Annotated in this window: 11 protein-coding genes and 1 pseudogene; 2 read left to right on the forward strand and 10 right to left on the reverse strand. The window is 71.8% G+C overall.

Features of this window, described 5'->3' with window-relative positions; genetic code table 11:
* Positions 1 to 96: 96 nt before the first annotated feature.
* From pyk to pta, 3 genes and pseudogenes are all read right to left on the reverse strand, one after another.
* Positions 97 to 1,191: pseudogene (pyk, locus tag AB0917_RS12435) on the reverse strand (pyruvate kinase); the annotation flags it as partial.
* A gap of 116 nt (positions 1,192 to 1,307) precedes the next feature.
* Positions 1,308 to 2,519, reverse strand: a complete 1,212-nt coding sequence (locus tag AB0917_RS12440) for an acetate kinase (protein ID WP_366819492.1) — start codon at positions 2,517 to 2,519, stop codon at positions 1,308 to 1,310.
* A 41-nt stretch (positions 2,520 to 2,560) separates the two neighbouring features.
* The gene (gene pta, locus AB0917_RS12445; RefSeq protein WP_366819464.1) at positions 2,561 to 4,642 is read right to left on the reverse strand and encodes a phosphate acetyltransferase; all 2,082 of its coding nucleotides are present in this window, start codon (positions 4,640 to 4,642) and stop codon (positions 2,561 to 2,563) included.
* 343 nt (positions 4,643 to 4,985) lie between these two features.
* On the opposite strand from pta, the gene AB0917_RS12450 reads away from it, so the two are divergent.
* On the forward strand, positions 4,986 to 6,011 hold the full coding sequence (locus tag AB0917_RS12450; protein WP_366819465.1) for an ATP-dependent 6-phosphofructokinase: 1,026 nt from the start codon (positions 4,986 to 4,988) through the stop codon (positions 6,009 to 6,011).
* Between the two features lie 76 nt (positions 6,012 to 6,087).
* On the opposite strand, the gene AB0917_RS12455 is transcribed toward AB0917_RS12450, so the two are convergent.
* The 3 genes from AB0917_RS12455 to AB0917_RS12465 all read right to left on the reverse strand — a co-directional run bounded on the left by AB0917_RS12455 (position 6,088) and on the right by AB0917_RS12465 (position 9,329).
* Positions 6,088 to 6,711 carry a helix-turn-helix transcriptional regulator gene (locus tag AB0917_RS12455; protein WP_366819493.1) on the reverse strand — a complete coding sequence of 208 codons (624 nt, stop codon included), beginning with the start codon at positions 6,709 to 6,711 and terminating at the stop codon, positions 6,088 to 6,090.
* A 264-nt stretch (positions 6,712 to 6,975) separates the two neighbouring features.
* Entirely contained in the window at positions 6,976 to 7,650 is a 675-nt protein-coding gene (locus AB0917_RS12460; protein ID WP_366819466.1) for a response regulator, read from the reverse strand.
* Positions 7,647 to 9,329, reverse strand: coding sequence for a sensor histidine kinase (locus tag AB0917_RS12465; RefSeq protein ID WP_366819467.1), 1,683 nt, complete (start codon positions 9,327 to 9,329; stop codon positions 7,647 to 7,649). The genes AB0917_RS12460 and AB0917_RS12465 overlap by 4 nt, the downstream gene beginning before the upstream one ends.
* A gap of 159 nt (positions 9,330 to 9,488) precedes the next feature.
* Here AB0917_RS12465 and AB0917_RS12470 point away from each other — a divergent pair, with 159 nt between their 5' ends.
* Positions 9,489 to 10,862 (forward strand): cation:dicarboxylase symporter family transporter, encoded by a 1,374-nt coding sequence (locus AB0917_RS12470; protein ID WP_366819468.1) that lies wholly within the window; start codon positions 9,489 to 9,491, stop codon positions 10,860 to 10,862.
* Between the two features lie 87 nt (positions 10,863 to 10,949).
* Here AB0917_RS12470 and glgB read toward each other — a convergent pair whose 3' ends face one another.
* The 4 genes from glgB to AB0917_RS12490 form a co-directional block, all read right to left on the reverse strand.
* Positions 10,950 to 13,481, reverse strand: coding sequence for a 1,4-alpha-glucan branching enzyme (gene glgB / locus AB0917_RS12475; protein WP_366819469.1), 2,532 nt, complete (start codon positions 13,479 to 13,481; stop codon positions 10,950 to 10,952).
* A 58-nt stretch (positions 13,482 to 13,539) separates the two neighbouring features.
* Positions 13,540 to 14,961 (reverse strand): phosphotransferase, encoded by a 1,422-nt coding sequence (locus AB0917_RS12480; protein ID WP_366819470.1) that lies wholly within the window; start codon positions 14,959 to 14,961, stop codon positions 13,540 to 13,542.
* Between the two features lie 232 nt (positions 14,962 to 15,193).
* Positions 15,194 to 16,900, reverse strand: coding sequence for a maltose alpha-D-glucosyltransferase (gene treS / locus AB0917_RS12485; protein WP_366819471.1), 1,707 nt, complete (start codon positions 16,898 to 16,900; stop codon positions 15,194 to 15,196).
* On the reverse strand, positions 16,897 to 18,915 hold the full coding sequence (locus tag AB0917_RS12490; RefSeq protein WP_366819472.1) for an alpha-1,4-glucan--maltose-1-phosphate maltosyltransferase: 2,019 nt from the start codon (positions 18,913 to 18,915) through the stop codon (positions 16,897 to 16,899). The genes treS and AB0917_RS12490 overlap by 4 nt, the downstream gene beginning before the upstream one ends.
* Between the last annotated feature and the right edge of the window lie 315 nt (positions 18,916 to 19,230).

A 19,230-nucleotide genomic window follows, 5' to 3' on the forward strand; every position in this document is an offset into this window, starting at 1 on the left:
GGCCGTACTGATCGTTTCCAGCGGGAGGGTCGGGGGCCTGCACTGCATTCACGATATTCAGCGGTGGCTGCAACGAGTTGAACGTGATCTGTCTACCGCGATCTCGCAGGCCGCACGGGCCACCGAACCGCCCTGCGTACGGGGCTTCTTGCCCGGGACCAGCGGCTGGAGGCCCTTGGAGAGCAGCTCCTCCTCGGCGGCGACGACGATCTTCGACATCGTCTTGACCGTCTCGATCGGGTACGCGCCCACCGACGACTCGGCCGACAGCATGACCGCGTCCGCGCCGTCCAGGATCGCGTTGGCGACGTCGGACGCCTCGGCGCGGGTCGGCCGCGAGTTGGTGATCATCGACTCCATCATCTGGGTCGCCACGATCACCGGCTTGGCGTTGCGCCGGCACAGCTCGATGAGGCGCTTCTGCACCATCGGGACCTTCTCCAGCGGGTACTCCACCGCCAGGTCGCCACGGGCCACCATCACACCGTCGAACGCCATGACGACGCCCTCCATGTGCTCGACCGCCTGCGGCTTCTCCACCTTGGCGATGACGGGGACCCGGCGGCCCTCCTCGTCCATCACCTTGTGCACGTCCTTGACGTCGTCGGCGTCCCGGACGAAGGAGAGGGCGACCAGGTCGCAGCCCATCCGCAGGGCGAAGCGCAGGTCCTCGACGTCCTTCTCGGAGAGGGCCGGGACGTTCACCGCGGCGCCGGGCAGGTTGATGCCCTTGTGGTCGGAGATGACACCGCCCTCGATGACGATGGTCTTGACCCGGGGGCCGACGACCTCGACGACCTTCAGCTCGACGTTGCCGTCGTTGATCAGGATCGGGTCGCCCTTGGTGACGTCGCCGGGCAGACCCTTGTAGGTCGTGCCGCAGATCGACTTGTCGCCGGCGACGTCCTCGGAGGTGATGGTGAACTCGTCCCCGCGGACCAGCTCGACCGGGCCCTCGGCGAACTTGGCCAGGCGGATCTTCGGGCCCTGGAGGTCGGCGAGGACGCCGATCGCGCGGCCGGTCTCGGCGGCCGCCTTGCGGACACGGTCGTACCGGCCCTGGTGTTCCTCGTGGGAGCCGTGACTGAAGTTGAAACGGGCCACGCTCATGCCGGCCTCGATCAGAGCGACGAGCTGCTCATGGGAGTCGACGGCGGGACCGAGGGTGCAGACGATTTTGGAACGGCGCATAGGGCGGATCCTATCGGTTTGTTTCGCTGCGGAATATTCCGGCTGGTGGAAGATACAAAGGGGCGCGGGGGTGCTCAGTTGTCGACCCGTCCGAGCCCCGATGAACGGGCCACGGGCTACGGCCGGCCCACGAGCGCGAACGTCTGGTCGGCGATCTCCAGCTCCTCGTCCGTCGGCACCACGGCGACCGCGACCCGCGCGTACTCCGGCGAGATCAGCCGCGGCTCACCGGACCGTACGGCGTTGAGGCCGGCGTCCACCGCGAGACCGAACTCCTCCAGGCCCGCGATGGCAGCCTCCCGCACCGGGGCCGAGTTCTCCCCGACCCCCGCCGTGAACGCCACCGCGTCCACCCGGCCGAGCACCGCCGCGTACGCGCCGATGTACTTCTTCAGCCGGTGGACGTAGATGTCGAAGGCGAGCGCGGCCCTCTCGTCGCCCTCGTCCACCCGGCGGCGGATCTCCCGCATGTCGTTGTCGCCGCAGAGCCCGACCAGCCCGCTCCTCTTGTTCAGCAGGACGTCGATCTCGTCGGCCGACATGCCCGCCACCCGCTTCAGGTGGAAGGTGACCGCCGGATCGATGTCCCCGGAGCGCGTACCCATCACGAGCCCTTCCAAGGGGGTCAGTCCCATGGAGGTCTCCACGCACCGCCCGCCCGCGACCGCCGAGGCGGAGGCCCCGTTGCCCAGGTGCAGCACGATGACGTTGACGTCCTCGGGCGCCTTGCCCAGCAGCTCGGCCGTCCTGCGGGAGACGTACGCGTGCGAGGTGCCGTGGAAGCCGTAGCGGCGGATGCGGTGCGCGTCGGCGGTCTCCACGTCGATCGCGTACCGGGCGGCCGACTCCGGCATCGTCGTGTGGAACGCCGTGTCGAAGACCGCGACCTGCGGCAGGTCAGGGCGCAGCGCCCGCGCCGTACGGATGCCGGTGATGTTGGCCGGGTTGTGCAGCGGGGCGACCGGGACCAGGCGCTCGATCTCCTTCAGCACCTCGTCGGTGACCACGGTCGGCGCGCTGAACTTCAGCCCGCCGTGCACCACCCGGTGGCCGATCGCGGCGAGTTCGGGGGAGTCCAGGCCGAGCCCGTCCGCCGTCAGCTCCTCGGCCGCCGCCTTCAGCGCCGCCTCGTGGTCCGGTATGCGGCCGACGCGCTCCCGGGGCTCGGCGCCGCCGCCGGTCAGCGGGGTGTGCACCAGGCGCGAGGTCTCCTCGCCGATCCGCTCGACCAGACCGGAGGCGAGCCGCGAGCGGTCGCGCATGTCGAGCAGCTGGTACTTCACCGAGGAGGAGCCGGAGTTGAGGACGAGGACGCGGTGCGGTTCCACAGGGGCTGCCGTGCTTTCGTTTCCGGAGGGAGTGGTCGTCGTCATGCGGGGCGCTCCTCGCCCTGCGCCTGGATCGCCGTGATCGCCACGGTGTTGACGATGTCCTGGACGAGCGCGCCCCGGGACAGGTCGTTGACGGGCTTGCGCAGCCCCTGGAGCACCGGGCCGACCGCCACCGCGCCCGCCGAGCGCTGCACGGCCTTGTAGGTGTTGTTGCCGGTGTTGAGGTCCGGGAAGATCAGCACGGTGGCCTGCCCGGCCACCTTCGACCCCGGCAGCTTCGTCGCCGCGACGGACGGCTCGACGGCCGCGTCGTACTGGATCGGCCCCTCCACCCGCAGCTCGGGCCGCTCGGCCCGCACCCGCTCGGTCGCCTCGCGCACCTTGTCCACGTCGGCGCCGGAGCCGGAGGTCCCGGTGGAGTACGACAGCATCGCGATCCGGGGCTCGACGCCGAAGCGGGCCGCCGTCACCGCCGACTGCACCGCGATGTCCGCGAGCTGCTCGGCGTTCGGGTCCGGGTTGACCGCGCAGTCGCCGTAGACGAGCACCTTGTCGGCCAGGCACATGAAGAAGACGGAGGAGACGATCGAGGCGTCCGGCTTCGTCTTGATGATCTCGAACGCCGGGCGGATGGTGGCCGCCGTGGAGTGCACCGAACCGGAGACCATCCCGTCGGCCAGCCCCTCCTGCACCATCAGCGTGCCGAAGTAGTTCACGTCCGCCACCACGTCGTACGCCAGCTCCACCGTCACCCCGCGGTGCGCGCGCAGTTGCGCGTACCGCTCGGCGAAGGCCTGGCGCAGCTCGGAGGTCTGCGGGTCGACGATCTGGGTCTCGGCGAGGTCGATGCCGAGGTCGGCGGCCTTCTTGCGGATCGTGTCCACGTCGCCGAGGAGGGTGAGGTCGCAGACGTCGCGGCGCAGCAGGACGTCGGCCGCGCGCAGCACCCGCTCCTCGGTGCCCTCGGGCAGGACCACGCGCTTGCGGTCGGAGCGGGCCTGCTCCAGCAGCTCGTGCTCGAACATCATCGGGGTGACCCGGCCGCTGCGGGCCACCGAGATCCGCTCCAGCAGGGCGCCGGTGTCGACATGTCGCTCGAAGAGGCCGAGCGCGGTCTCCGCCTTGCGGGGCGTCGCCGCGTTCAACTTCCCTTCCAGGGTGAAGAGTTCCGCCGCCGTGGGGAAGGAGCCGCCGGCCACCGAGACGACCGGGGTCCCCGGTGCGAGCCGGGCGGCCAGCGTGAGTATCTCCTCGCCGGGGCGCTCGTTCAGGGTCAGCAGGATGCCCGCGATGGGCGGGGTGCCGGCGCTGTGCGCGGCCAGCGAACCCACCACCAGGTCCGAGCGGTCCCCGGGCGTCACGACCATGCAGCCGGGGGTCAGCGCGTTCAGCAGGTTGGGCAGCATCGCCCCGCCGAAGACGAAGTCCAGCGCGTCGCGGGCGAGCCCCGAGTCGTCGCCGAGCAGCACCGTACCGTCCAGGGCCGCGGTGATCTGGGCGACCGTCGGGGCGGAGAGCGCCGGGTCGTCCGGCAGTACGGAGACGGGCACCGGCAGCCGGGCCGCCAGCCGCTCCGCTATCACCGCGCGGTCCTCGGGGGCGACCCGGTTCACCACCACCGCCAGGACGTCGCAGCCGAGCCCGGCGTAGGCGCGGTAGGCGTTGCGGGTCTCGGCGCGCACGGACTCCGCGGTCTGGCCCTTGCCGCCGACGACCGCGATCACCGAGGCGCCGAACTCGTTGGCCAGGCGGGCGTTGAGCGCCAGCTCGTCGGGGAGCTGGGTGTCGGCGAAGTCGCTGCCGAGCACGAGGACCACCTCGTACTCCCGGGCCACCTGGTGGAAGCGCTCGACGAGCAGCGAGACCAGCTCGTCGGTCCCCTTCTCCGCCTGCACGGTGGAGGCCTGGTGGTAGTCCAGGCCGTAGACCGAAGCGGGGCTCTGGGAGAGCCGGTAGCGGGCCCGCAGCAGCTCGTAGAGCCGGTCGGGCCCGTCGTGGACCAGCGGACGGAAGACCCCGACCCGGTCCACCTGACGCGTCAGTAGCTCCATGACTCCCAGCTCGACGACCTGCCGGCCGTCCCCCCGGTCGATCCCGGTCACGTACACGCTGCGCGCCACGCGTGCTCTCCCGTCGTTGTGCGGTGCCGCGACCCGCGGTCCGTCCAGGACGTGGGGGTTCTCCCCGCGCTGTCCCCGGTGTTCCGAGGGGTGCGGCATTGGCCTGCATTGCCTCTTGACGATACCTGCGCGGGCCGCTATGCCGCCCGCCGGAGGTGGCCGGTCCTCCACGGCGGAAGTCCCGCTCCCCATCCCCCTCCTACCCGCTCCTTCCCTCCCCCGGCCAGGCAAAAAGCGCGAGGTCCGTGCCGGGCATGGGACAATCGACCTGGTTCAGGGCACGGGGGCCGTCTCGAGCCGGCCCCCGGGAAGCGCGGCACTAACGAGCAGGAGACATACCTCGATGCGCATCGGAATTCTCACCGCGGGCGGCGACTGCCCCGGCCTGAACGCAGTGATCCGGTCGGTCGTCCACCGGGCGGTGGTGGGCCACGGCGACGAGGTCATCGGCTTCGAGGACGGCTTCAAGGGGCTGCTCGACGGCCACTTCCGCCCCCTCGACCTCAACGCGGTCAGCGGCATCCTCGCCCGTGGCGGCACCATCCTCGGCTCGGCCCGCCTGGAGCGCGACCGGCTGCGCGAGGCCGCCGAGAACTGCGAGGAGCTGGCCCGCCGTTACGACATCGACGCGCTCATCCCGATCGGCGGCGAGGGCACGCTCACCGCGGCCCGGATGCTCTCCGACGCGGGCATGCCCGTCGTCGGTGTGCCGAAGACCATCGACAACGACATCTCCGCCACCGACCGGACCTTCGGCTTCGACACGGCCGTCGGCGTCGCGACCGAGGCCATAGACCGCCTCAAGACCACCGCCGAGTCCCACCAGCGGGTGATGGTCGTCGAGGTCATGGGCCGCCACGCGGGCTGGATCGCGCTGGAGTCCGGGATGGCCGGCGGCGCCCACGGCATCTGCCTGCCCGAGCGCCCCTTCCAGGTCGACGACCTGGTCAAGATGGTCGAGGAGCGGTTCGCCCGCGGCAAGAAGTTCGCCGTCATCTGCGTCGCCGAGGGCGCGCACCCGGCCGAGGGCTCCATGCCGTACGCCAAGGGCGCCATCGACCAGTACGGCCACGAGCGCTTCCAGGGCATCGGCAACCGCCTCGCCGTCGAGCTGGAGACCCGGCTCGGCAAGGAGGCCCGGCCGGTCATTCTCGGCCATGTCCAGCGCGGCGGCACGCCCACCGCGTACGACCGGGTCCTCGCCACCCGCTTCGGCTGGAACGCGGTGGAGGCCGTGCACCGCGGGGACTTCGGCAGGATGACCGCCCTGCGCGGCAACGACATCGCCATGGTGCCGCTCGCGGACGCGGTCACCCAGCTGAAGACGGTGCCGGTGGAGCGGATGTACGAGGCGGAGTCGGTCTTCTAGATCCGTCTTCTGGATCCGGAGTCGGTCTTCCAGACCCGTGGAGCGGGAGCGCGGGGCGCGCGTCGCGCCCGGCGGGTCACACCCCGGCGGTCCGCCAGAACTGGTCCACCACCCGGGCCAGGAACGCCTGTCCCGCGTCGCCCGGCGCCGCGGACCGTTCCTGGCCCGTGCCGCTCCAGCTCAGGGTGGGGACCATCAGGGCCTGGTAGTCGGCGTGCAGCTGCTCCAGGACGTCCTGGACATGGGCCCGCTCCAGCGGGACGATCTTCGCCACCGGGCGGACGTACGCCTGCCAGCGCGTGGTGAGCGCGCTGGTCAGCAGCTCGGCCAGCTCCTCGTCGCGGCCCGTCGCCGTGAGGAACTGCGCCGGTGTCAGGTCCAGCGCCCGGCACAGCGCGGTGGACTGGCGCTCGTTGCCCTTCCAGCGCCCCGACTCCTCCATCCGCTGGTACGAGGCCCCGGTCATCCCGAGCTGCCGCGCCAGGTCGTCGACGGAGAGCTCCCGGGAGAGGCGGTGCTCGCGCAGGGTGGTGGCGGCGGTCAGCAGCTCGCCGGGGGCGCACCAGAGGACTCCGGCGAGCGCGGTCAGCTCGCGTTCGCCGGGGGTCGCGATACCGCGCTCCCAGGCGACGACGGTCTCGGCGGGGACCCGGAGCCCGTACTGGGCGGCGAGGCCGTAGGCGACGTGGCCGGGCGCCATCCCCAGTGCCTCACGGAGTCGGCGCGCGGCGGGGGCGTTGAAGGGCGGGGTGGGGTGCACGGCCCCACCGTAGGATCCCTTTCCGTTTCTGGCTACGGTCCGTCCACCGCGGAACACGCTTCGTAGGAACCTCCTAGCACGAACCGGGCGGGCGGTACGCATTCACGCGTCCCACCAGCGCTTTCTTCCCGCCTCCGCGCAAGCCCCCCCACCACCCCGTGGGCCTGTGCGGCAAGCGCTTGTGGCAGGGCCCGCCGACAGGGCTCACCGGCCGCCGGCCAGCCAGCGGTAGTGGAGCTCCGGTCGGCCGACCTGCCCATAATGCGGACGCCGCGCCGCGCTCCCCACGGCCACCAGATGCTCCAGATAGCGGCGCGCGGTGATCCGCGAGATCCCCAGCAGCTCCCCGGCCGCCGCCGCCGTCACCCCCTGCGCGGACTCCCGCAGGACCCGGGTCACCGCCTCCAGGGTCGGCCCGCTCAGCCCCTTGGGCAGCGCGGCCGGATGGGCGACCCGCAGCGCGCCCAGCGCCCGGTCCACCTCCTCCTGCCCGCTCGCCTCCCCGGCGGCCGCCCGGAACTCCGCGTACCGCACCAGCCGGTCCCGCAGCGTGGGGTACGTGAACGGCTTCAGGACGTACTGCACGACCCCCAGCGACACCCCCTCCCGCACCACCGCGAGGTCCCGCGCCGAGGTCACCGCGATCACGTCCGCCCCGTGCCCGGCGGCCCGCAGCGACCGCAGCAGCCCGAGCCCGTGCCCGTCGGGGAGGTACAGGTCCAGCAGGAGCAGGTCCACCGGGGTCCGCTCCAGCACCCGTACGGCCTCCGCCCGGGTGTGGGCCACCGCGGCCACGGTGAAGCCGTCGACCCGCTCCACGTACATCTGGTGCGCGTCGGCGGCCACCGGATCGTCCTCGACCACCAGGACCCGGATCACGCGGTGACCTCCTTCGCGCGAGCGGCAGCCGTACGGCCCCCGAGCGGCAGCCGTACGGTGAACCGCGCCCCGCCCTCCGGCGCCCGGTCCAGCTCCACGCTCCCGCCGTTGCGGTGCGCGGCCTGCCGCACCAGCGCGAGGCCGAGCCCGCGCCCCGCCCCGTGCGTCGACCAGCCGCGCCGGAACACCTCGTCCGCCTCCTCGGGCCCGATGCCCGGCCCGGTGTCCGAGACCCGCAGCAGCAGCTCCCCCTCGCCGGCGAGCGCGGTCACGGTGACCCGGGCCCGCCCGGCTCCCTGCGCAGCCGTACGCTGCGCGGGCACGGCCCCCGCGGAGCCGGAGCCGTCCCCCTCCGAGGCCGCGTCCACCGCGTTGTCGATCAGATTGCCCAGGATCGTCACCAGGTCCCGCTGGGCGAGCGTGTCCGGCAGCGCCCCGTCGTCGATCAGGCTGTCCTGCGCCAGCTCCAGCTCCACCCCGCGCTCGTGCGCCTGGGCCGCCTTGCCCAGCAGCAGCGCGGCCAGCACCGGCTCCTCCACCGCGCCCACCACCCGGTCGGTCAGCACCTGCGCCAGCTCCAGCTCCGCCGTCGCGAACTCCACCGCCTCCTCCACCCGCCCCAGCTCGATCAGCGACACCACGGTGTGCAGCCGGTTCGCCGCCTCGTGGGCCTGCGAGCGCAGTGCCTGGGTGAAGCCGCGCTCCGAGTCCAGCTCACCGGTGAGCGCCTGGAGCTCGGTGTGGTCGCGCAGGGTCACCACCGTGCCGCGCCGCTCACCGCCCACCACCGGACGGGTGTTGACCACCACCACCCGCTCCGCCGTCAGGTGCAGCTCGTCCACCCGCGCCTCGGAGGCCAGCAGCGCCCCGGTCAGCGGCGCGGGCAGCGCCAGCTCGTCCACGGTCCGCCCCAGCGCCTGCGCCTCCGGGTCGATCCCCAGCAGCTCCCGCCCCGCGTCGTTGATCAGCGCGATCCGCCGCTGCCCGTCCAGCATCAGCAGCCCCTCGCGCACCGCGTGCAGGGTGGCCTGGTGGTAGTCGTGCAGCCGGCTCAGCTCGGCCGCGTTCATCCCGTGGGTGTGGCGCCGCAGCCGGGCGTTGATCACGTACGTGCCGATCCCGCCCAGCGCCAGCGCCCCGCCCGCCGCCAGCGCGAGGGCGCCCAGCTGCTCCCGTACCTGCGAGGAGACCAGGTCCACCGTGATGCCCGCACTGACCAGGCCGATGATCTCCTCCCCGTCGCGGACCGGGGTCACCACCCGTATCGAGGGGCCCAGCGTGCCGGTGTACGTCTCGGTGAAGGTCGCCCCGGCGAGCGCCTCCTCGGTGTGGCCGAGGAAGGTCTCGCCGATCAGCGAGGCGTCCGGATGCGTCCAGCGCACCCGCTCGGTGTCCATGATCGTGACGAAGGCGATCCCGGTGTCCCGGCGCACCCGCTCCGCGTACGGCTGGAGTGCGGCGGAGGGGTCCGGGGTGAGGATCGCCTCGCGTACGGACGGGGAGTCGGCCACCGCCAGCGCCGCCGCCCGCACCTGCCGGGCCGCCGTCCGCTCGGCCTGCGCCGAGCCGGAGACGTACGCGAAGACCGCGCACCCGGCCACCACCGCGGCGATGAGCACGACCTGCATGGCGAAGAGCTGCCCGGCCAGGCTGCGGGGGCGGGTACGGGGGAGGCGCATGGCCCCAGTCTGCCTCCCCGCGGCCGGCCGGTCCCCGTGGCCCGAGACCGCCCCGTGAACGATATGAACGCAAGGGTGACCGGGGTCACAGGGCGGTGGATAGTCACCGGAGCCCCCAGGGACGGGGGTGCACGCGAGGACCGAGCCGAGGAGCCCACCGTGGCAGTGGCAGCCAAACAGCGGGACCGTACCCACTACCTCTACATCGCCGTGATCGCCGCCGTGGCGCTCGGCATCCTGGTGGGCTTCACGGCCCCCGGGGTGGCCGTCGAACTCAAGCCCATCGGCGCCGGCTTCGTGAACCTGATCAAGATGATGATCTCGCCGATCATCTTCTGCACGATCGTGCTGGGCGTGGGCTCGGTCCGCAAGGCGGCCAAGGTCGGCGCCGTGGGCGGCCTGGCGCTGGGCTACTTCCTGGTCATGTCGACCGTCGCCCTCGCCATCGGCCTGCTGGTCGGCAACTTCCTGGAGCCCGGCTCCACCCTCCACATCACCGAGGCGGCCCGCGCCGCCGGGGAGAAGCAGGCGGCGGGCGCCAGCGAGTCCACCGTGGACTTCCTGCTCGGCATCATCCCGACCACCATCGTCTCCGCCTTCACGGCCGGCGAGGTGCTCCAGACCCTGCTGGTCGCGCTGCTCGCGGGCTTCGCGCTCCAGGCGATGGGCTCGGCGGGCGAGCCGATCATCCGGGGCATCACCCACATCCAGCGGCTCGTCTTCCGCATCCTCGCCATGATCATGTGGGCCGCCCCGGTCGGCGCGTTCGGGGCCATCGCGGCGGTGGTCGGCGAGACCGGACTCGACGCCCTGAAGTCGCTCGCCATCATCATGGTCGGCTTCTACGTCACCTGCGGACTCTTCGTCTTCGTGGTGCTCGGCGCCATCCTGCGCCTGGTCGCCGGGGTGAACCTGATCTCCCTGCTGAAGTACCTGGGCCGCGAGTTCCTGCTCATCCTCTCCACCTCCTCCTCCGAGTCCGCGCTGCCGCGGCTCATCGCGAAGATGGAGCACCTGGGCGTCAGCAAGCCCGTCGTCGGCATCACCGTGCCGACCGGCTACTCCTTCAACCTCGACGGCACCGCGATCTACCTCACGATGTCCTCGCTCTTCATCGCCAACGCGATGGGCGACCCGCTGGGCGCGAGCGAGCAGATCTCGCTCCTCATCTTCATGATCATCGCCTCGAAGGGGGCGGCGGGCGTGACCGGCGCGGGCCTGGCGACCCTCGCGGGCGGGCTCCAGTCGCACCGCCCCGAACTCGTCGACGGGGTCGGCCTGATCGTCGGCATCGACCGCTTCATGAGCGAGGCCCGCGCCCTGACCAACTTCGCGGGCAACGCGGTCGCCACGGTCCTGGTCGGCCACTGGACCAAGGAGATCGACAAGGAGCGCGTCGGCCGGGTCCTCGCCGGACAGATCCCGTTCGACGAGCGGACCCTGGTCGACGACCACGCCCCCTCCGAAGGCTCCGCCGACCCCGGTGACGTACCCGAGCCGCGCGAGACGGCGGCCGCGCCCGCCACGGTCTGACCGACCGCTTCGAACCATCGCGACACCCCCCACCCAAGGACACCCGTATCCCCCGGTACGGGTGTCCTTGCGCTTCCCCTCAGCCGCTCAGGCGGGCCGGAACCACACCGTCGCCAGCGGCGGCAGCGTCAGCGAGATGCTGGCCGGCCGGCCGTGCGCGGGCACCGCCTCGGCCTTCAGCGGCTCCTCGTTGCGTACGTCGCTGCCGCCGTACCGCTCCGCGTCCGTGTTGAGGACCTCCACCCAGCCCTCGGTCCCGGTCTCCGGCACCCCGAGGCGGTAGTCGTGGCGGACCACCGGGGAGAAGTGCGAGACCGCCAGCAGCGGAGAGCCGTCCGCGTCGTAGCGGAGGAAGGCGAAGACGTTGTCCTCGGCCGCCCCGCCGTCCACCCAGCTGAACCCCTCCGGCACGGTGTCGCGCTGCCACAGCGCGGGCACCGCCCCGTACACCGCGTTCAGGTCGCCCACCAGGTGCCGCACCCCGCGGTGGTCCCCGGAGGCCTCGTAGGAGGGGTCCAGCAGCCACCAGTCCGGGCCGTGGCCCTCCGACCACTCCGCGCCCTGGGCGAACTCCTGTCCCATGAACAGGAGTTGCTTGCCGGGGTGGGCCCACATGAAGCCCAGGTAGGCGCGGTGGTTGGCGCGCTGCTGCCACCAGTCGCCGGGCATCTTCGCCACCAGCGCCTGCTTGCCGTGCACCACCTCGTCGTGCGAGATCGGCAGCACGTAGTTCTCGCTGTACGCGTACACCATCGAGAACGTCATCTCGTCGTGGTGGTACTTGCGGTGCACCGGCTCCTTCGCCACGTACAGCAGCGAGTCGTGCATCCACCCCATGTTCCACTTGAGCCCGAAGCCCAGGCCGCCGCTGTCGGTGGGCCGGGTGACGCCGTCCCAGGCGGTGGATTCCTCGGCGACGGTGACGACCCCGGGATTGCGCCGGTAGACGGTCGCGTTCATCTCCTGGAGGAAGGCGACCGCGTCCCAGTTCTCCCGCCCGCCCTGGTCGTTGGGCGACCACTGGCCGTCCTCGCGGGAGTAGTCGAGGTAGAGCATCGAGGCGACGGCGTCGACCCGCAGCCCGTCGATGTGGAACTCCTCGCACCAGTACGTGGCGTTGGCGACCAGGAAGTTACGCACCTCGGTGCGGCCGTAGTCGAACTCCAGCGTCCCCCAGTCCGGGTGCGCCGCCCGCCGCGGGTCGGAGTGCTCGTACAGGGCGCGCCCGTCGAACTCGGCCAACGCCCAGTCGTCACGCGGGAAATGGGCCGGAACCCAGTCCATGATGACGCCGATGCCCGCCCGGTGCAGGGCGTCCACCAGGAACCGGAAGTCGTCCGGGGTGCCCATGCGGGAGGTCGGTGCGTAGAACCCGGTGACCTGGTAGCCCCAGGAGCCGCCGAAGGGGTGCTCGGAGACCGGCATCAGCTCGACGTGGGTGAAGCCCAGGTCCTTGACGTACGCCGGGAGCTGGTCGGCCAGTTGACGGTACGTCAGTCCTGGCCGCCAGGAGGCGAGATGGACCTCGTACACCGAGAAGGGGGCCTCGTGGACCGGGCGGTCGCCCCGGTGGGCCATCCAGTCCGCGTCCCGCCACTCGTGGTGCGAGGCGGTGACGACGGACGCGGTGGCGGGCGGCACCTCGGTGTGCCGGGCCATCGGGTCGGCCCGTACCGTGTGCGAACCGTCCGGGCGGCAGATGTCGTACTTGTACAGCGCGCCCTCCCCGACCCCGGGCAGGAACAGCTCCCACACCCCGGTCGAGCCGAGCGAACGCATCGGCGTACCCGTGCCGTCCCAGTAGGTGAAGTCACCGGTCACCCGCACCCCGCGCGCGTTCGGCGCCCACACGGTGAACCGGGTCCCGGCCACCCCCTGGTGGACCATCGGCTCCGCGCCCAGCGCCCGCCACAGCTCCTCGTGGCGGCCCTCCCCGATCAGATGCAGATCGAGCTCGCCGAGCGAGGGCCAGAAGCGGTACGGGTCGTCCACCTCGATGGTGTGGTCGTCGTACGCGACCTGGAGGCGGTAGACGGGCACCTCCTTCACCGGCAGCACCCCGGAGAAGAACCCGTCGCCGTCGTCGTCGAGTTCGGCCCGCACCCCCTCGGCCAGCACCGTCACCGAGCGGGCGAACGGGCGCAGCGCCCGGACCAGCACACCGCCCGGGACCGGCCGGGCGCCGAGCACGTCGTGCGGCGCGTGGTGGTCACCGGCCAGCAGCCGGCCGCGGTCCGCGCCGTCCAGGGCCGGTGCCGGGCGGGCGCCCCGGCCCTCGTCGCCCTGCCGGGGGCGCGGCGGGACCGGGTCCGTACGCCGGGGCCGGGTGCGCTTGGCGGGGGCGGCCTTGGCGGGTGCGGCCTTGGTGGCCGTGGCGGCGGCTCCCGGCGCGGCGGTCTCGGCCTCGGCCGTGACGTCGGCCCCGGCCTCGGCTTCGAGGGAGGCGGGAGGGGGAGCGGAGAGAGGAGCGGAGGCGGGAGCGGTGGCGACAGCGGGCACGGGCGTGGGCGCGGACGCCTGCGCGGCCTCCACGCTCACGGCGTCGGCACGGGGGCCGGCGCCGGCCTCGGCGGCGGTGGTCTTGCGGGATGCCTTGCGGGACGGCTTGCGGGCGGTCACAGGGACGGCCTCCTCGGGGGGTTCGGAGGGTGGAGGGGTGAACGGCGGGAGTACGGGCTCAGGCCGCGGCGGACTGGGCCAGGCGCTGGATGGCGGCCATCGGGACCGGCAGCCAGTCGGGGCGGTGCCGGGCCTCGTACACCACCTCGTACACCGCCTTGTCGGTCTCGTGGGCGCGCAGCAGCTCCGGCTCGCCGCGCGGGTCGGTGCCCGAGGCGAGCGCGTACCCCTCGCAGTAGGCGGCGCGGCAACGGGCCGCCCACTCGGGGTTCCACGGGCGGTGCGAGCGGGCCGCGTAGTCGAAGGAGCGCAGCATGCCCGCCACATCGCGCACCGGGGGCGCCGGGCGGCGGCGCTCGTCCAGCGGGCGGGCCGGTTCGCCCTCGAAGTCGATCAGCGACCAGAAGCCGTCGGGGGAGCGCAGCGCCTGGCCGAGGTGGAGGTCGCCGTGGACCCGCTGCTGCGCCCAGCCGCCGCCCCGGTGGCCCAGCGCCGTGACGGCCTCGAACGTGGTGCGCAGGGCGGGGACGTACGGGGTGAGGGCGGGCACCGCCTGGGCGGCGGCCTCCAGGCGCTGGGTCATCTGGGCGATCAGCTGCCGGGTCTGCGTGCCGTGCAGGGCCGGGGTGGGCAGGGCCGCGGCGAGCGCGGTGTGCACCTCGGCGGTGGCCCGGCCCAGCGCCCGCGCCTCGGGGACGAAGTCGCGGCCCGCCGTGAGTGCGGTCAGGGCGAGCTGCCAGCCGTCCCGGGCGCCGTGCAGGAAGGGCTGGAGCACGCCGAGGGTGAGCGGTTCGGGGCCGGGGGCCTCGAACCAGGCGACCGGGGCCGGCACCCGTTCGCACCCCTCGCGGGCCAGGGCGAGCGGCAGCTCCAGATCAGGGTTGGTGCCCGGGAAGACCCGGCGGAAGATCTTGAGGATGTACGCGTCGCCGTAGACGAGCGAGGAGTTGGACTGCTCGGCGTCCAGGACCCGGGGCGCCAGCCCGGCCGGGATCGCGGCGGCCCGCTCGAAGCGGAGGGAGCCGAGGGCGCCCGGCCGGCGGAATCGTTCCAGCAGAAGGTCGGCCAGGCGTGGATCGTGCAGTGCGTCGTAGACCGTCCGCCCGGCCAGCGGGCCCCGCTCCACCCGGCCGATCAGCGCGCCGGCGAGGGTGGCCGGCAGCGAACTCCGTACGCCGATCAGCACCTGGTAGCAGTCGTCGGCCGTACGAGCCGGCTGCGACGGCTGCTGGACCCGGACCAGCAGGTGGAGCAGGCCCGGCCCCGCGGTGCCGTCCAGCGGCAGCATCTCGGTGGCGGAGACCAGGGCGAAACCGGTGACCGGCCGGCCCTTGCCGGCGAACCACCGCTGCCGGGGCAGCCATTCATGGAGCAGCGGGGCGAGGGACGGCAGCAGGGCTCCGTCCCGCGTACTGCTCGGGGTTGCGCTGTTCCTCGTGCTCTTCGCCAGGGCGACGTGAGTGGATGCAGCCTCCGACATGGCATCGCGTCCTTTCCCCGGGCACACCACAGGATGCGAAGAGTGTCCCGGATTGCGGCAATGGCTGTCCGGCTGTGCGGGACGTGTCGGGAGAGGAAGGTCCGTACGGACTCGAACGGCGGAACCTCGAAGGCCGAAGGCGGCGGAGCCATGAGGGCCCCCGGCCTTCCGTCTCGGTCCAAGTGCCCCGTGCGGGACGGCGGAAACCGTCCCGCACCAGGCGCCGTCGCCGTCAGGCCGGCGGCGCGTCCTTGCGCAGCCGGAACCAGTAGAAGCCGTGTCCCGCAAGGGTCAGCAGGTAGGGCCACTGGCCGATGGCCGGGAAGCGCACCCCGCCGATCAGCTCCACCGGATGGCGTCCGTTGAACGATCGCAGGTCCAGCTCCGTGGGCTGTGCGAACCGCGAGAAGTTGTGCACGCACAGGACGAGGTCGTCCTTGTACTCGCGGGTGAACGCCAGCACCGCCGGGTTGGAGGACGGCAGCTCGGTGTACTCACCCAGCCCGAAGGCCGGGTTCTGCTTGCGGATCTCGATCATCCGCCGGGTCCAGTGCAGCAGCGAGGACGGCGAGGCCATCGACGCCTCGACGTTGGTGACCTGGTAGCCGTAGACCGGGTCCATGATCGTGGGGAGGTAGAGCCGCCCCGGATCGCTGGAGGAGAAGCCGGCGTTGCGGTCGGGCGTCCACTGCATCGGGGTGCGCACCGCGTCCCGGTCGCCCAGCCAGATGTTGTCGCCCATCCCGATCTCGTCCCCGTAGTAGAGGATCGGGGAGCCGGGCAGCGACAGCAGCAGCGCGGTGAACAGCTCGATCTGGTTGCGGTCGTTGTCCAGCAGCGGGGCCAGGCGGCGGCGGATGCCGATGTTGGCGCGCATCCGCGGGTCCTTGGCGTACTCCGCGTACATGTAGTCGCGCTCTTCGTCCGTGACCATCTCGAGGGTCAGCTCGTCGTGGTTGCGCAGGAAGATGCCCCACTGGCAGTTCTTCGGGATCGCCGGGGTCTTCGCCAGGATCTCCGAGACGGGGTAGCGGCTCTCGCGGCGCACCGCCATGAAGATGCGCGGCATGACGGGGAAGTGGAACGCCATGTGGCACTCGTCCCCGCCCGCCTCGAAGTCGCCGAAGTAGTCGACGACGTCCTCCGGCCACTGGTTGGCCTCGGCGAGGAGCACCGTGTCCGGGTAGTTGGCGTCGATCTCCTTGCGGACCCGCTTGAGGAAGTGGTGGGTCTCGGGGAGGTTCTCGCAGTTGGTGCCCTCGCGCTGGTAGAGGTAGGGCACCGCGTCGACCCGGAAGCCGTCGATGCCCAGGTCGAGCCAGAAGCGCAGGGCCGCGAGGATCTCCTCCTGCACCGCCGGGTTCTCGTAGTTGAGGTCCGGCTGGTGGGAGAAGAAGCGGTGCCAGTAGTACTGCTTGCGCACCGGGTCGAAGGTCCAGTTGGACGTCTCGGTGTCGACGAAGATGATCCGGGCGTCCTGGAACTGCTTGTCGTCGTCCGCCCAGATGTAGTAGTCCCCGTACGGCCCCTCCGGGTCGGTGCGGGACTGCTGGAACCACTCGTGCTGATCGCTCGTGTGGTTCATGACGAAGTCGATGATGACGCGCATGCCCCGCTGGTGCGAGGCGTCCACGAACTCCACGAAGTCGGCGAGGTCGCCGAACTCCGGCAGCACGGCGGTGTAGTCGGAGACGTCGTAACCGCCGTCGCGCAGCGGCGACTTGAAGAACGGCGGCAGCCAGAGGCAGTCGACACCGAGCCACTGGAGGTAGTCCAGTTTGGCGGTGATGCCCTTGAGGTCGCCGATTCCGTCGCCGTTGGAGTCCTGGAAGGACCGGACGAGCACCTCGTAGAAGACGGCTCGCTTGAACCAGTCGGGATCACGGTCCTTGGCGGGAGTGTCCTCGAACGTGTCGTGGACAGGCTCATTGACGATCATGGTGTGGGTGACCCTCCGGTCGGCGGGGACGGTCGCAGGACGGCGATGTGCGCGGGCGTGGTGCCCGGCTTCAGGCGCACATAGAAGGCCCTGCCCCAGTGATAGGTGTCGCCGGTGAGCTCGTCGCGCACCGGTACGCGCTCGTGCCCCTGAAGGCCGAGCCGCTCCATGTCCAACGAGACCGTGGCCTCCTGGGTGTGGTGAGGGTCGAGGTTCACGACCACCAGAACGGTGTTCGAGCCGGAACGTTTGCTGTAGACGATCAGCGACTCGTTGTCGGCGTGGTGGAAGTGGACGTCTCGCAGTTGCTGGAGCGCGGGGTTACGTCGTCGGATCCGGTTCAGCGAGGTGATCAGGGGCGTCAGCGTGCGGCCCTCGCGCTCCGCCGACTCCCAGTCCCTCGGGCGCAGTTCGTACTTCTCCGAGTGCAGGTACTCCTCGCTCCCCGGCTTGGCCGGAGTGTTCTCGCACAGCTCGAATCCCGCGTAGAGGCCCCACGACGGGGAGAGGGTGGCGGCGAGCACGGCACGCGCCTCGAAGGCCGGCCGCCCGCCGTGCTGGAGGTGGCCCGGCAGGATGTCCGGGGTGTTCACGAAGAAGTTCGGCCGCATGTACGAGGCGGCCTCGCCGGACAGCTCCGTGACGTACTCGGTCAGCTCCTGCTTGGTGTCGCGCCAGGTGAAGTACGTGTACGACTGCTGGAACCCGACCGCGCCCAGGGTGTGCATCATCGCCGGGCGGGTGAACGCCTCCGCCAGGAAGATCACGTCGGGGTCGGTGCCGTTGACGTCGGCGATGACCTTCTCCCAGAAGACCACCGGCTTGGTGTGCGGGTTGTCGACCCGGAAGATGCGTACGCCGCGGTCCATCCAGAAGCGCAGGACGCGTACGGTCTCCGCCACCAGGCCGCGCATGTCCTTGTCGAAGGCGATCGGGTAGATGTCCTGGTACTTCTTCGGCGGGTTCTCGGCGTAGGCGATCGAGCCGTCGGGGCGGTGGTGGAACCAGTCCGGGTGGTCCTTGACCCACGGGTGGTCCGGCGAGCACTGGAGCGCGAAGTCCAGCGCGATCTCCATCCGCAGATTGCGGGCCACCTCCACGAAGTGGTCGAAGTCCTCCAGCGTGCCCAGCTCCGGGTGGACCGCGTCGTGCCCGCCCTCCGGCGAACCGATCGCCCACGGCACGCCCGGATCGTGCTCACCGGCCGTCAGGGAGTTGTCCGGGCCCTTGCGGTGGGTGGTCCCGATGGGGTGGATCGGGGGCAGGTACACGACATCGAACCCCATGGCCGCGACCGCGGGCAGCCGCTCGGCCGCCGTCCGGAACGTGCCGCTGACCAGCCGCGTCGGCGCGTCCGGCGCGGTGTCGCCCGGGTCCACCGGCTCCCGCCGCGCCCCCTCCGAGCGCGGGAACAGCTCGTACCACGACCCGTACAGCGCCCGCTCGCGCTCCACCCGCACCGCCAGCGGCTTGGACCGGGTGACCAGTTCGCGCAGCGGGTGGCGGGCCAGGACCGCCTCGGCGGCCGGGGTGAGGGCGGCGGTCAGCCGGGCGGCCGGCGGGTGGGCCGTGTCGCGCAGCGCGTCCACCGCCGCGAGCACGGCCTCGCGCCCGTTCTTCTTCGGCACGCCGGCGGCGGCCCGCTCCAGCAGGGCCGCGCCCTCCGCCAGCACCAGGTCGGTGTCGATGCCGGCCGGGATCTTGATCGCGGCGTGGTGGCGCCAGGTGGCGACCGGATCGCTCCACGCCTCCACCGTGTACGTCCAGCGGCCCTCGGAGTGCGGGGTGATCTCCGCGCCCCACCGGTCCGTGCCGGGGGCCAGCTCCCGCATCGGGGTCCACGGTCCGACCCGTCCGCTGGGATCGCGCAGGACGACATTGGCCGCCACCGCGTCATGGCCTTCGCGGAAGACGGTGGCGGTGACCTGGAAGGTCTCACCGACGACGGCCTTCGCCGGCCGTCTGCCGCAGTCGACGAGAGGACGGACGTCCAGGACGGGAATACGACCGATCATGGAATCACCTGGGGGCTGGAGGAGCTCGGCGTGCACGGGGGACGGCACGGACGCGGAGGACCGACCGCGCGTGCCGCGAAGATGGGGATCTGTCCTTTGTAGCTGCTCAGCTGTCCGCTGACGGGCTGTGGGCATGGCCGCTCCTGTCCGCGTTCACTCGAATGGCACTCGAATGGATGGGTCGCGGGTGTTTCGTGCGTGTTTCGGACGCACCGGGAAGGTGTGCGGGCCGGGTCCGACTGCGTACCGGGAAGTACGCGGAGAGCTTTCCCCGCGCTCGTTCACGGGAAATCCGGCGCTGTGTTAACTACTCGG

Source organism: Streptomyces sp. NPDC007346, from assembly GCF_040703535.1.
Lineage (GTDB): Bacteria > Actinomycetota > Actinomycetes > Streptomycetales > Streptomycetaceae > Streptomyces.

Bases quoted from the DNA above. Each gene is read 5' to 3' on its own strand.
- AB0917_RS12480 (WP_366819470.1), bottom strand. From the start codon at position 14,961: ATGTCGGAGGCTGCATCCACTCACGTCGCCCTGGCGAAGAGCACGAGG.
- AB0917_RS12490 (WP_366819472.1), bottom strand. From the start codon at position 18,915: ATGATCGGTCGTATTCCCGTCCTGGACGTCCGTCCTCTCGTCGACTGC.
- AB0917_RS12450 (WP_366819465.1), top strand. From the start codon at position 4,986: ATGCGCATCGGAATTCTCACCGCGGGCGGCGACTGCCCCGGCCTGAAC.
- AB0917_RS12465 (WP_366819467.1), bottom strand. From the start codon at position 9,329: ATGCGCCTCCCCCGTACCCGCCCCCGCAGCCTGGCCGGGCAGCTCTTC.
- treS (WP_366819471.1), bottom strand. From the start codon at position 16,900: ATGATCGTCAATGAGCCTGTCCACGACACGTTCGAGGACACTCCCGCC.
- AB0917_RS12455 (WP_366819493.1), bottom strand. From the start codon at position 6,711: ATGGCGCCCGGCCACGTCGCCTACGGCCTCGCCGCCCAGTACGGGCTC.